This is a genomic window from Actinomadura viridis, assembly GCF_015751755.1.
GTDB classification, from domain to species: domain Bacteria; phylum Actinomycetota; class Actinomycetes; order Streptosporangiales; family Streptosporangiaceae; genus Spirillospora; species Spirillospora viridis.
The window spans coordinates 3,850,909-3,864,060 of sequence record NZ_JADOUA010000001.1 but is presented as its reverse complement, the minus strand read 5'-3'; the positions used below and the strand labels follow the sequence as shown (position 1 = coordinate 3,864,060).

Sequence of the window (13,152 nt, the reverse complement as noted above, 5' to 3'; positions counted from 1 at the left end):
CGCCATCCTGCCCGACCCGCGGAGCGTCCGGCCACCGCCCCGGGCGCCGGCGCGAGCTCCGGAGTCCTCACCAGCGGGGTTGGACGCGGCGGCGGGCGAAAGGTTAACGTCGCTCTCGACAGATCGCGGGGGCCCGGCGAACCGGGCTGAGATAGCGGCTGGGACGGCCGCTGACCGCTGGAACCTGACCGGGTAATGCCGGCGTAGGGAGAGATCCAGTCATGACCAGGGAAAGCGCGGTCACCGCTGCCCGGAAGACCTACCTGCAGGGCTCGCGGCCCGATCTGCGGGTGCCGATGCGGGAGGTGCCGCTGACCAACGGCGACACGGTGGTGCTGTACGACACCTCCGGGCCGTACACCGATCCCGCCTACGAGGCCGACGTGCGGCGGGGCCTGCCGCCGCTGCGGGAGGCGTGGATCGCCGGGCGCGGTGACACCGCCGAGTACGAGGGCCGGGCCGTCCGGCCCGAGGACGACGGGCGCCGTCCGGGGGATCCGCTGCGCGACGCGGCGGCCTTCCGGCGCCGCAGACCGCGCAGGGCGACCGGGGAGGCGGTGACGCAGCGCGCCTACGCCCGGCGCGGGGAGATCACCCCGGAGATGGAGTTCGCGGCGCTGCGCGAGGGCGTGGACCCCTCGTTCGTCCGCGACGAGCTGGCCGCCGGCCGCGCGGTGCTGCCCGCCAACGTCAACCACCCCGAGATCGAACCGATGGTCATCGGGCGGAACTTCCTGGTCAAGGTGAACGCCAACATCGGGAACTCCGCGGTCGCGTCCTCGATCGAGGACGAGGTCGAGAAGATGACCTGGGCGACCCGCTGGGGCGCCGACACGATCATGGACCTGTCCACCGGGCGCGACATCCACACCACCCGGGAGTGGATCCTGCGCAACTCCCCCGTCCCGGTCGGGACCGTGCCGCTCTACCAGGCGCTGGAGAAGGTCGGCGGCGACCCGGCCGAGCTCACCTACGAGGTCTTCCGGGACACCGTGATCGAGCAGGCCGAGCAGGGCGTGGACTACATGACCGTGCACGCGGGCGTCCTGCTGCGGTACGTCCCGCTGACCGCCCGCCGCAAGACCGGGATCGTCTCGCGGGGCGGTTCGATCATGGCCGCCTGGTGCCTGGCCCACCACGAGGAGAACTTCCTCTACACCCGTTTCCGCGACCTGTGCGAGATCTTCGCCGCGTACGACATCACCTGGTCGCTGGGCGACGGGCTGCGGCCGGGCTCGATCCACGACGCCAACGACGAGGCCCAGTTCGCCGAGCTGCGCACCCAGGGCGAGCTGACCCGGATCGCCGCGGAGTTCGGCAACCAGGTGATGAACGAGGGCCCCGGGCACGTCCCCATGCACAAGATCAAGGAGAACGTGGACCGCCAGCAGGAGTGGTGCGACGGCGCGCCGTTCTACACGCTGGGCCCGCTGACCACCGACATCGCGCCCGGCTACGACCACATCACCTCGGCCATCGGCGCGGCGATGATCGGCTGGCACGGCACCGCGATGCTCTGCTACGTCACGCCCAAGGAGCATCTGGGGCTGCCCGACCGCGAGGACGTCAAGGCCGGGATGATCGCCTACAAGATCGCCGCCCATGCCGCCGACCTGGCCAAGGGGCATCCCGGTGCCCAGGCGTGGGACGACGCGCTGTCGGACGCCCGGTTCGAGTTCCGGTGGGAGGACCAGTTCGAGCTCGCCCTCGATCCCGGGACCGCCCGCGCGTACCACGACCAGACCCTCCCGGCGGCGCCGGCCAAGACCGCGCACTTCTGCTCGATGTGCGGGCCGCACTTCTGCGCGATGAAGATCACCCAGGATGTGCGCCGGTACGCGGGCGAGCGCGGCCTGGCGGAGGACGAGGCCCTGGAGGCCGGGATGCGGGACAAGGCGGCCGAGTTCGCCGCCGGGGGCGGCCGGATCTACCTCCCGCTCGCCGGGTCGGGCGAAGGCGGCTGAGGGGCTCGGCGACCGCCGCTGAACGGGTCGTTCCCCAGGCGAGGCCCGCGCCCGGAGAGGGCGCGGGCCTCGCCGTCTGCACGCGCCGGCCGCACCGGGGGCGGGCCTCCGGTACGGCCCGTGCGGCCGGCGCAGGCGGCCACCGTCACGTTCAGGTGTTCGTTCCCCAGACGTAGAGGCCGATGGCCATCACCAGGAGGCTGAGCGAGGAGGCCACCGCCCGTAGCGTGTTCCAGGCCGTCCAGCGCGGCGCGTAGTCGGCCCAGAGTCGGGCGGCCTCCGCCGCACCGGCCGGGACCCCCGCGCCGTCCAGGGCGTTGTTCATCGGCACGTTGACGATCACGGTCGGCAGGAAGGCGCCGAGCACGTAGAGGCCCGCCGCGACGAAGAACAGCACCGCCGCCGACCGCTGGCCCGCCAGGAGCAGCGCCCCGCCCGCCAGCGCCGCGACCAGCGGGGCGCCCATGAAGTGCAGCATGAAGAGCGGGTTCAGGATCTTCTGGTTCATGCTCTGCATCGCCGCGACCGCCTGTTCGGCCTTGATCGCGTTGAGTCCGGGCATCACCGAGTTCGAGAAGGCGAAGAAGATTCCCGCCATGCCGCCGGTGAGCAGCACCGCGATCATCGCCGCCGCCGCGGCCAGGGCGCTCCTCATGACCACACCCCGGTGGCGGCGGTCTCACGGGCGTAGCCGGCGAAGTCCCTGGGCGCGCGTCCCAGGGCCTGGCGAACCCCGTCCGCGGGGCGCTGGTTGCGCCCGTCGAGGACGGTGGTGAACAGGTAGGTCATCAGGCCGACGACCTCGCCGGGCACGCCGGCCCGCCCGAGGTCCTCGGCGAACCGTTCCAAGGGCACCTCCCGGAAGGTGACGGGGCGCCCGGAGGCGGCGGCGATCTCGCCGACCGCCTCGGCGAACGTCAGGGCCCGGGGGCCGGACAGCTCGTAGGTCCGTCCCGCGTGGCCGTCCTCGGTCAGCGCGGCGACCGCGACGTCGGCGACGTCCCAGGCGTCGACGAACGGTTCGGGGACGTCCCCGACGGGGAGCGCCACCTCGCCCGCCAGCACCGCCTCCAGCAGCCAGTCCTCGCTGAAGTTCTGCGCGAACCAGTCGGCCCGCAGGACGGTCCACGCGGCGCCGCTGTCCTTGAGGACCTGCTCGGCGGCCTCCGCCTCCTCCTCACCGCGGCCCGACAGCAGCACGATCCGGCCGGCTCCGGCCGCCAGCGCGGCGGTGCACAGCGCCCGGATGTCACCGTCGGAGCCCGGCACCGCCAGGTCCGGGGAGTACGCCACGTACACGGCGGCCATCCCCTCCAGCACGGGGGCCCAGGTCGACCGGTCCTTCCAGTCGAACCGCGGCTCGCCGGAGCGGGAGCCCACCCGGACCGGCACCCCGCGCCCGGTCAGCCTCTCCACCACCCGCCGGCCGGTCTTTCCCGTACCGCCGAGGACCAGCACCGGCCCGGTCTCGTCCACGGCCGCCTCGATGTTCCCAACGTTATTCGTCTGCTCCGTCATGCCCACAAGCCAACCGGGTGGCGGTTCCGGCGCCCATCGTTGAGACGCTCGGCCGCATACGCGGCCGTCCACGGTGACACAGGCCGCGCTCTAAGCTGGCCCGATGGATGCGCTTGACGGCCTGCTGGAGGGGCCGCGCGCGCGGGGGGCGTTCCTGTTGCGCGCGACGATGAGCCCGCCCTGGTCGATCCGGTGCGCGGACGAGGCGCCGCTCAGCCTGGTGGCGATGGTCGCCGAGCACGCGTGGGTGACGGCCGCGGACGGGTCCCCCACGCGGCTCGGGCCGGGCGACGTGGTGATCGCCCGGGGACCGGACGCCTTCGACTTCGCCGATGATCCCGATACCCCGGTCCAGGTCGTCATCCTTCCCGGGCAGCGGTGCGTGGCGCCGGACGGGCGGTCCGTGACCGAGGAGATGGACCTGGGCGTGCGCTCCTGGGGGAACGACCCGGACGGCCCGGCCGTCATGCTCATCGGCACCTACCAGATGCGCGGCGCGGTCACCGGGCGGCTCCTGGCGGCGCTGCCGCGGCTGGTGATCCTGCGGGCCGGCGAGTGGGACTCCCCCCTGGTGGACCTGCTCGCCAAGGAGATCGTCAAGGACGAGCCGGGGCAGGACGTCGTCCTCGACCGGCTGCTGGACCTGCTGCTCATCGGGGTGCTGCGGGCGTGGTTCGCGCGCCCGGAGGGCCGCGCCCCCGGGTGGTACCGGGCGCACGGCGACCCGGTCGTCGGCCCGGCGCTGCGGCTGCTGCACGACGACCCGGCGCACCCGTGGACGGTGGCCGCGCTGGCCGGGCGGGCGGGCGTCTCGCGGGCCGCCCTCGCGCTGCGGTTCACCAGGCTCGTGGGCGAGCCGCCGATGGCCTACCTGACCGGCCTGCGCCTGGCCCTGGCCGCCGACCTGATCCGCGAGTCCGACGCCACCCTGGAGACCGTGGCCCGGCAGGTCGGGTACGGCACCGCGTTCGCGCTCAGCACCGCCTTCAAGCGCGAGCACGGCGTCAGCCCGCAGGAGTACCGGTCCGGCCGCTGACCGGGCCGGCCGCGCGGTCGGCGGCCGGCCCGGTGGGCGGTCACCGCTTTCCGGGGACGTACAGCCGCACGTCGTCCACCTGCGCGCTGCCCTCGTAGAAGTTCATGTGCGGGTCGCCGATCATGAACGTGTCGGGGTAGGCCGAGCCGGCGGGCCAGGTGCCGCGGTCGACCAGCGTGCCGCCGGGCCCGCTCCAGGTCCAGTCGGCGTCGAAGCGCCCGTCGTACTCCTCGGGCGTCTGGTTGTAGTGCCAGATCGGCTCGCCGTCCTGGACGAACTTGCGCGTGTAGCGGTAGGTCTGCTGCCCGACGTGGGCGAACACCCCGGACATCTCCATCGTGTACGCGCCGTCGCGGCGTTCGATGGCGAAGCGGTAGCTCTGCTCCGGAAGCAGTTCGGGCCGCAGGTCCACCTGCGAGACGATCGCCCCGCCCTTGGCGACCCCGCACTCGCTGTGCATCAGGTACTCGGTGCCCGGCTGCGTCGCGTACCGCTTGTCGTCGGTCATGAAGATGGCGTTGACGCCGTTGCCGGTGCTCGAACCGTAGGGCTCGTACTGCTTGGTGGCCGGGTTGCAGACGCGCAGGCCCGAGCCGGTGTACTTGTAGCGGTTGTAGGAGTCCATGGCCACCTTGCGGTGGGTGTGGACGAAGACGTTGTTGTGCGGGGCCGGACGGGCGTAGTCCATGATCCCCAGGTAGTAGAACCCGTTGGAGTCGGTGCGGACGTTCGCCCACGAGCATTCGGGCCGGGAGAAGTCACCGCCCGACGCCCAGGGGTGGTTGGTCTTGCAGCCCTCCGGTGAGTACCCGTTGATCCGCCCGTCCGGGTAGTCCCACGAGCCGTTGCGCTGGCCGCCGAAGTCCAGGCCGCGCAGGGTCATCTCGACCCGGTACTCGGCGGGGAGCGCCCGGCTCGAGCGGATGAGCACGCCGCCGTGGTGGCTGGGCTCGTCCATGTGCGCGACGCCCTTGCGCGTCGTCAGGGTGGGCGGGGCGTCCGGCACGCCGTCCTTGTCGGAGTCGCGCGCGGCCAGTTCGGCGGTCAGCCACCCCTTGGCGCCGAACCGGAACGACTTGCGGTAGGTGTCGAAGGTGGCCAGCTGCTGCCGGAACGCCGGGCCCCCCATGGTCTCGAAGAAGGCCCCGTCGTTGTCGTAGACGTCCACGTCGTACGGGCTGCCGGGGCCGTCGTCGTCGCGGACCCAGGGGGCCCGGGCGTCGTCCAGCGACCGGTTGAACGCCTCGGCGGCGACCAGCCGCCAGTCCCCCGGCGCGTCCGCCCGCGCCGGGGCCGCGGCCAGCGCCGCCGGCAACGCCAGCGGCAACGCCAGGGCCACCGCCCGCCGCACGAACCTCTTCATCTGCCACCCCTCCTCCTGGCGCACCGCGCGCCATCGGTGATCGCAGCGAGATTAGACCGATCCAACGCCGTCCGCCAGAGCAAAGTCTCACAAGATTGGTATTGACCACTCGCCTTCGCGCGACTGACAAGCTCTCTCACCCGTGGTTGCGGGGTCTGAGAGGATCCGGCCTCCCGGCTAGAGGTATTTACCACTCCCTCTTCGGGCCCCGCCGGGGCTGGGGCTTCGCATGACCGGGGCGCGGGCGGGCAGGGGCTTCGATATGAGCGGGAACCGCCGCCCGCGCGGCGGCGTTTCTCAGGCGAAGGCGCCATGCCTTTATGGCATGATGCGGGCCTATCCGACCCGTACGAGCCCTATACGAGGAGTGATATGACCACCAAACCGACCGAGGACGACCTTCACACCGTGTTCAAGCGGTCGGACCTCGGCGGTGACGACAGGCTCGATCTCATGGAGTTCGGCATGGTGCTCGACAGCATCGGGCTGTCCTGGACCCGGGCCGAGGTCCAGGACAGGTTCGAGCGGGCCGACACCAACCGTGACGGCTACATCTCGCTGCCCGAGCTCCGCGTCCTGCTGGAGAGCCAGGGCTGGAACGAGAGCGGCGTGCACTCCGCCCACGGCTGACCGGTGAGGCCCCCGGCGCCCGCCGAGGACGGCGGCGCCCCGGGAAGGCCCTGCGGGGGCCTTCCCGGACTCCCGCGGTCAGACCGCGCGGCCCCGCCACTCCCGGTACCTGCGCACGAGCGCGGCGGTCGAGGGGTCGGGCGCGTCCGCGGGCGGCTCCGCCGAGGTCAGCGCGGGCACCAGGTCCTGGGCCATCACCTTGCCCAGCTCGACCCCCCACTGGTCGAAGGAGTCGATCCCCCACACCGTGCCCTGCACGAACACGATGTGCTCGTACAGGGCGATGAGCTGGCCCAGCGTCGACGGTGTCAGCCTGGGCACCAGGATGGTGCTGGTCGGCCGGTTCCCCGGCATCACCTTGTGCGGGACGATGCCGGCGGGCGTGCCCTCGGCGGCGATCTCCTCGGCGGTCTTGCCGAACGCCAGCGCCGAGGTCTGCGCCAGCAGGTTGGCGGTCAGCAGGTCGTGCATGCCCGGCCCGTCCCCGGTCACGACGTCCTCGAACGGCTCGGCGAACCCGATGAAGTCGGCCGGGACGAGCCGGGTCCCCTGGTGGAGCAGCTGGTAGAACGCGTGCTGCCCGTTGGTGCCGGGCTCGCCCCAGAAGATCTCCCCGGTCTGGGCGACCACCGGGGCGCCGTCGGCGCGCACCGACTTGCCGTTGGACTCCATGGTGAGCTGCTGCAGGTAGGCGGGGAACCGGGACAGCCGCTGGCTGTAGGGCAGGACCGCGTGGGTCTGGGCGCCGAAGAAGTCGGTGTACCAGACGCCCAGCATGCCCATCAGGACCGGCAGGTTGGCCTCGAACGGCGCGGTGCGGAAGTGCTCGTCGAGGGTGTGGAACCCGGCGAGCATCTCCCGGAACCGGTCGGCGCCGATCGCGATCATCAAGGACAGCCCGATCGCGCCGTCCATGGAGTACCGGCCGCCGACCCAGTCCCAGAAGCCGAACATGTTGCCGGTGTCGATGCCGAACGCGGCGACCCGCTCGGCGTTGGTGGAGACCGCGACGAAGTGCCGCGACACCGCCTTCTCGTCGCCGAGCCGGTCCACCAGCCAGGCCCGCGCCGCCCGCGCGTTGGCCAGCGTCTCCAGGGTGCCGAAGGTCTTGGAGCTGACGATGACCAGGGTCTGCTCGGGGTCCAGGCCGGCCAGGACGCCCGTCACGTCCGCCGGGTCGATGTTGGAGACGAAGCGGCAGGTGATCCCGGCGTCGGCGTAGTCGCGCAGCGCCTCGTAGGCCATCGCCGGGCCGAGGTCGGAGCCGCCGATCCCGATGTTGACCACCGTGCGGATGGGCTTGCCGGTGAACCCGGTCCACTCCCCCGACCGCACCCGCCCGGCGAAATCGGCCATCCGGTCCAGGACGGCGTGCACGTCGGCGACCACGTCCTGGCCGTCCACCCGCAGCTCGGCCTCGCGCGGCAGGCGCAGCGCCGTGTGCAGGACGGCGCGGTCCTCGCTGACGTTGATCCGCTCACCGGAGAACATCGCGGTGATCCGGTCGCGCAGCCCGGCCCGTTCGGCCAGGGCGGTCAGCAGGCGGAGCGTCTCGCCGGTCACCCGGTGCTTGGAGTAGTCGAGGTGGAGGTCGCCGGCGTCCGCGGTCATCCGCCCGGCCCTGCCGGGATCCTCCGCGAACAACTCGCGCAGGTGCCGCCCCGCCAGCGCCGTGTGGTGCTCGGCCAGCGCCGACCATTCGGCGGTCTCCGTGATATCGGCCATTGCCCCTCATCCCTTCACCGTGCCGGCCGGGCCGCCGGTGCCCGGCGCGGCTCCCCGGCCGTGCCCGGACCCCGTGCCCCGGCCCGATACCGCTGTCAGCGGCCCGCGCCACCGGCCGCGGGCCACTGGTGATCATAGGTCGGCCGCGGGCGGCGGCGCGGCGGCTCCTCCGGACGGCGCCCTGACGTGCGCGGGAGGTCATGCCCGCGGAAGCGCCGCCGACACCGGCGCTCCGGTTTCGCCCGGGGAGCACCGGGCACGGCCCACGGAGTAGCCGACACGGGGGGATGGGGCATGAGCATCGCGACGACCAATCCCGCGACCGGGAAGGTGGAGCGCACCTTCGACGCGCTGACGGAGAAGGAGATCGAGGACCGGCTCGACCGGGCCGCCGCCGCGTTCGCCCGGCACCGCGCCACCCTGGTCGCCGAACGCGCCGCGTGCATGAACGCCGCGGCCGGCATCCTGGACGATGAGGCCGGGCGGATCGCGGCCGTCATGACCACGGAGATGGGCAAGACGGTCACGGCCGCCCGTGCCGAGGCGCACAAGTGCGCCAGGGCGTGCCGGTACTACGCCGAGCGGGCCGGGGAGATGCTGGCCGACCGCCCGGTCGACGCCGGCGCCGTGGACGCCGAACGGGCCTGGCTGCGGTACCTGCCGCTCGGCCCCGTGCTGGCGGTGATGCCGTGGAACTTCCCGCTCTGGCAGGTGATCAGGTTCGCCGCCCCGGCCCTGATGGCGGGGAACGTCGGGCTGCTCAAGCACGCCTCGAACGTGCCGCAGACGGCGCTGTTCCTGGAGGAGCTGTTCGCGCGCGCCGGGTTCACCGAGGACGCCTTCCAGACCCTGCTGATCGGCTCGGGCCAGGTGGAGCGCGTCGTCCGCGACCCGCGGGTGCGGGCGGCCACCCTGACCGGCAGCGAGCCGGCGGGCCGCGCGGTCGGGGCCGCGGCGAGCTCCGAGGTCAAGCCGAGCGTGCTGGAGCTGGGCGGCAGCGACCCGTTCGTCGTCATGCCGTCGGCCGACCTGGACCGCGCCGCGGAGGTCGCGGCCACCTCCCGGTGCCTCAACAACGGGCAGAGCTGCATCTCGGCCAAGCGGTTCATCGTGCACGCCGGCGTCTACGACGATTTCGAGCGGCGGTTCACCGACCTCATGCGGTCCCGGCGGGTGGGCGACCCGATGGACGAGTCCACCGATGTCGGCCCGCTCGCCTCCGAGCAGGGCCGCGCGGACGTCGAGGAGCAGGTGGCCGACGCCGTGGAGGCGGGCGCGACGGTCCTGTGCGGCGGTGAGCGCCTGCCCGGCCCCGGCTGGTACTACCCGCCGACGGTGGTCACCGGCGTCCGCCCCGGGATGCGGATGTACCACGAGGAGGTGTTCGGGCCGGTCGCCTCGCTGTTCCGCGTGGGGGGCGTCGAGGAGGCCATCGAGCTGGCCAACGACACGAGCTTCGGCCTGGGGGCCAACGCCTGGACCGAGGATCCCGCGGAGCGGGAGCGCTTCGCCACCGGGCTGGAGGCGGGCCAGGTGTTCATCAACGGGATGGTCACCTCCTACCCCGAGCTGCCCTTCGGCGGTGTGAAGCACTCCGGGTACGGCCGCGAGCTCGCCGAGCTGGGCCTGCACGCGTTCTGCAACGTCAAGACGGTGTGGGTGGGCGCCTAGGGCGTGTCTCGAAGTCGCCTCAGCCACAGCGCGAGCGCGTTGGCTGCCAGGTGGGGCGATGCCGGAGGCGAGCCTCACCTGGCAGATCGCGAAGCGATGCCGCGCTCGCACAGGCCCGGTTAGGTGCGAGCCGCCAGGCGAGCGCCGTGGGCCGGGACTTTGAAACAGAGCCTAGCCGCGGGTCCGGGCGCCTGGCCCGCGGTCGGGGGCGCGGGAATGCCGGACGGGGGCGCGCTGTTCGAGATACCCACAGGGGTATTTCGGAAGGAGAAGGACATGGCAACGGTCGACCTCACCAAGGACACCTTCGACGCCACCGTCGGCGGCGGCGATCTGGTCCTGATCGACTTCTGGGCGTCCTGGTGCGGCCCGTGCCGTTCCTTCGCGCCCGTCTACTCGCGGGTGTCCGAGCGGCACCCCGACGTCGTCTTCGCCAAGGTGGACACCGAGGCCGAGCCGGAACTGGCCGCGGCGTTCGACATCACCTCGATCCCGACGCTGATGATCGTGCGCGAGGGCGTGGTGCTGTTCGGGCAGCCGGGCGCGCTGCCGGAGGCCGCGCTGGAGGACCTCGTCTCCCAGGCGCGCGCCCTGGACATGGACGAGGTGCGCCGCGAGCTGGCCTCCCGGTCGGCCTGACCGCGCGAACGGACGCCCCTCCCCTCGGAGGGGCGTTACGTACGGGGGTCAGGCGCCGGGCCGGTCCTCGGGCCGCGAACCTTCGGCGTGGACGTCGCCGCGGAAGTCGCGGCCCATGATGACCGGGCCGTGAACGGTGCCCCGGACCTCGTTCCGCACGTCCCCGGCCCCGGAACCCGGCTGGGGACCACGCGGGGGCTCGGGCTCGGGGGTCCGCCGCGCCCGGACGACCCCGTTGACGGTGAGCGAGAGCCCGGCCAGGCCGATGAACAGCCCGCCGACACTGGCCCACTTGTCGGCCTTGTCCAGGCCGACCGAAGCGAGATAGACAGCCACCCCGGCGACTGCGGCGACCGCGACCGCACCGCCCACCCATGCCAGCACCCGACCGCGCATGCCAGCACTCTAACCGCCCCGTCCGGCGGGCACCGCCGGCTTCTTGCGGTACGCGGCAGGGGTCCGGCGCCCGGTCAGGCGCGCCCGCGCCTCGGACCCGCGGGTCGAGACGCGGGGGCGCCGGGATCCGGGCTCAGTAGTTGTACTTCCACTCCTGGCAGTTCTCCATGGTGCCCTGCACGCACGTGTTGACCATCAGGCCCGGGTGCGTGTACTCGTTCAGCGCGCTGAAGACCAGGAAGAACAGCCCGGTCCCGGCGTACATGACGATGACGGCCGCCGCGATGCGGCCGCGCAGGTCCCGGACGGCCCACACCAGCAGGAGGGTGGCGACGGCCGCGACCCCGTAGATCAGTCCGAAGGTGCCGTTCTCCATCCACTCCATGTGCCCCAGGCGCCCGGTGATCGGCTCGTTCGGCGGCGCGCCGCCCACCAGGTTGAACCGGATGATCGCCACGGCGTTGCCGAGGAGGTTGAGGCCGGTGGCCAGGATCGGCAGGCTCACCGGAAGGAGCGTTCCAATCGTGGCGCCGGCGAAGCGGTAGGAGGCCGCGTCCTCCGTGGCGCCCTCCAGGGGTTCCTGCAGGGTGTCGGCGTGCGTCCAGAGGTAGACGGCGGCGGCGCCGAGCAGGATCCCGAACCAGAACAGCGGCCCGCCGAACACCATGTTGATCACGGGCTTGGCCGTGAACGGGCCCGTCGTGAGGGTGTCCCAGCTCAGCGAGGTCAGGATCACCGCGCCGACGCCGAACGTCAGGGCCCAGCCCTTGGCCCAGATCCGCCGGCCACGGCGGGCCTGCCACAGGAACAGCGCGATCCCGATCAGTGCCATGCCGGCCGCCTCGCCCATGATCGTGTTGTGCATGATCATGGGTTCCGGCGGCTCCGGCTGCGCCAGAATGGGCACGGAGGCATGCAGCAGATTCAAGGGGCCATCTCCTTGGTTCGTGGGGGGTGATCGGCGCGCGTCGATGAGCACGCTCTTTCCGGGGCGCCTTCCCGGGATGTGAAACCGGCGTCCGGCCTATTTCCGGCCGGAGCGCGCATCGGCCGCCACGCGCGACGCGGCGTGAGGGCCTCCCGTCAGGGGAACGTCGCTCGCTTCGGCGTCCGCCCCTTCAGCGGGGCGGCACTGGAAGGCCGCGCCGGCCTCCGCCCGGCCGCTCGTACGGTCGCGGAGGCGAAAGGGCGCCCTCGGGCGGGCAGATGATGCAGGACACGGCGCTCTCCGCGAAATACCGACAGAACGGACACAGGACACTAAAAGCCCAAATGTCCTGAACTTTCCCCCGAGAGCTTCACAACGGGCTGGAGCTTAACCACCTCCAGATGTGCAGGTCAAACCCCCTTTCCTCGATTTATTCGGTCAACTTTCAAGAGTCCGGACAAAAAGGATTCTGAGGGAGAATTTTCGGCGGACGGGACTCACGACGCGCCGCGGCACAGCTCCTCGTAGCGGCGGACGGCGTGCTCCACGACGGCCGCGATCTCCTCGGCCGGCCGTACGGACGACCGGCCCGCCGCCGGTTCCCGCACCTGGAAGCGGCCCGCGCGGCACCAGACGTCCAGGCCGTGGCAGACCGACACCAGCGCCAGCCGCGGAGACTGCGACACGATGACCCCGTTCACTCCCCGCGCGCACAGGCGGTCCCGTACGTTCCGCGCCATCTCGGACGGGTGCCCGCCCCGCAGCGCCGGAAGCTGCGCGCCCACCCGGAACCAGACCACTTTCCCCGGCACATGGCCGCCGAGCTGGCCCCGGGTGCGATGGACGCCCCACTCCCCCTTCGCGTAGACGTCCACCAGCGCCATGCCGCGCCCGTACTCGCACGTCAGGTCCTGCGACCCGAACGGCACGGGCCGCAGCGGCGGCGCCTTCTCGGGCAGGCGGTCGGACACCCCGCACACCACTCCCCCGCCCGCCCGGTACGCCCAGAGTTCGCCCGGCCCGCCCGCGTGCTCCAGGGCGTTGGTGGCCACCTCGCTGATCATCATCTGGGCCTCCCGCGCGGATTCGCGGGGGACGCGGAGCGCGCCCAGCAGATCGCCGAGCAGGGAGCTGGCGACCCCCGCGCACGTACGGTCGGCGGGCAGGACCCAGGCTACCGCCGCACCTCCTGCCAGGTCACGCGCCGCCTGCCGCATCGTCCCTCTCCTTCCGCCCGACCGGATCGTGGCGGACAGTCAACAGGCGGTCACGTTGCGGCACA

12 protein-coding genes and 1 riboswitch are annotated in these 13,152 nt (G+C 72.4%); of the genes, 5 read left to right on the top strand and 7 right to left on the bottom strand.

The annotated features are described in order from the left end of the window. Nucleotides 1-115: 115 nt before the first annotated feature. A riboswitch (TPP riboswitch) is annotated at nt 116-227 on the top strand. Then, nucleotides 222-1,964, top strand: a complete 1,743-nt coding sequence (gene thiC, locus IW256_RS17445; protein WP_197011996.1) for a phosphomethylpyrimidine synthase ThiC — start codon at nt 222-224, stop codon at nt 1,962-1,964. Its footprint overlaps the riboswitch before it by 6 nt. Nucleotides 1,965-2,115: 151 nt before the next feature. Here the strand turns inward: thiC and IW256_RS17440 are convergent, their stop codons facing one another. Both IW256_RS17440 and IW256_RS17435 read right to left on the bottom strand, forming a co-directional pair. Continuing rightward, a complete protein-coding gene (locus IW256_RS17440) occupies nt 2,116-2,619 on the bottom strand; it encodes an anthrone oxygenase family protein (RefSeq protein ID WP_197011995.1) in 504 nt (167 codons plus the stop codon). Next, nucleotides 2,616-3,482, bottom strand: coding sequence for an NAD(P)H-binding protein (locus IW256_RS17435; RefSeq protein WP_197011994.1), 867 nt, complete (start codon nt 3,480-3,482; stop codon nt 2,616-2,618). Before IW256_RS17435 ends, IW256_RS17440 begins: the two co-directional genes overlap by 4 nt. A gap of 103 nt (nt 3,483-3,585) precedes the next feature. Between IW256_RS17435 and IW256_RS17430 the strand changes: the two genes are divergently transcribed. Beyond that, nucleotides 3,586-4,518, top strand: coding sequence for an AraC family transcriptional regulator (locus IW256_RS17430; RefSeq protein WP_197011993.1), 933 nt, complete (start codon nt 3,586-3,588; stop codon nt 4,516-4,518). Nucleotides 4,519-4,558: 40 nt separating this feature from the next. Here IW256_RS17430 and IW256_RS17425 read toward each other — a convergent pair whose 3' ends face one another. Beyond that, nucleotides 4,559-5,881 (bottom strand): hypothetical protein, encoded by a 1,323-nt coding sequence (locus tag IW256_RS17425; RefSeq protein ID WP_197011992.1) that lies wholly within the window; start codon nt 5,879-5,881, stop codon nt 4,559-4,561. Nucleotides 5,882-6,253: 372 nt separating this feature from the next. Here IW256_RS17425 and IW256_RS17420 point away from each other — a divergent pair, with 372 nt between their 5' ends. After that, entirely contained in the window at nt 6,254-6,511 is a 258-nt protein-coding gene (locus IW256_RS17420) for an EF-hand domain-containing protein (protein ID WP_197011991.1), read from the top strand. 78 nt (nt 6,512-6,589) lie between these two features. Here the strand turns inward: IW256_RS17420 and pgi are convergent, their stop codons facing one another. After that, the gene (gene pgi, locus IW256_RS17415) at nt 6,590-8,236 is read right to left on the bottom strand and encodes a glucose-6-phosphate isomerase (RefSeq protein WP_197011990.1); all 1,647 of its coding nucleotides are present in this window, start codon (nt 8,234-8,236) and stop codon (nt 6,590-6,592) included. 294 nt (nt 8,237-8,530) lie between these two features. Here pgi and IW256_RS17410 point away from each other — a divergent pair, with 294 nt between their 5' ends. Beyond that, complete coding sequence (locus IW256_RS17410; protein WP_197011989.1) at nt 8,531-9,907, top strand: NADP-dependent succinic semialdehyde dehydrogenase; 1,377 nt, start codon at nt 8,531-8,533, stop codon at nt 9,905-9,907. 276 nt (nt 9,908-10,183) lie between these two features. Continuing rightward, entirely contained in the window at nt 10,184-10,546 is a 363-nt protein-coding gene (trxA, locus tag IW256_RS17405) for a thioredoxin (protein WP_197011988.1), read from the top strand. A 48-nt stretch (nt 10,547-10,594) separates the two neighbouring features. On the opposite strand, the gene IW256_RS17400 is transcribed toward trxA, so the two are convergent. The 3 genes from IW256_RS17400 to IW256_RS17390 form a co-directional block, all read right to left on the bottom strand. Next, nucleotides 10,595-10,942: a hypothetical protein gene (locus tag IW256_RS17400; RefSeq protein WP_197011987.1), complete on the bottom strand. Its 348-nt coding sequence runs from the start codon at nt 10,940-10,942 to the stop codon at nt 10,595-10,597. Nucleotides 10,943-11,075: 133 nt separating this feature from the next. Next, complete coding sequence (locus IW256_RS17395) at nt 11,076-11,870, bottom strand: DUF981 family protein (RefSeq protein ID WP_197011986.1); 795 nt, start codon at nt 11,868-11,870, stop codon at nt 11,076-11,078. 497 nt (nt 11,871-12,367) lie between these two features. Beyond that, the gene (locus IW256_RS17390) at nt 12,368-13,087 is read right to left on the bottom strand and encodes an ATP-binding protein (protein ID WP_197011985.1); all 720 of its coding nucleotides are present in this window, start codon (nt 13,085-13,087) and stop codon (nt 12,368-12,370) included. Nucleotides 13,088-13,152: the final 65 nt, after the last annotated feature.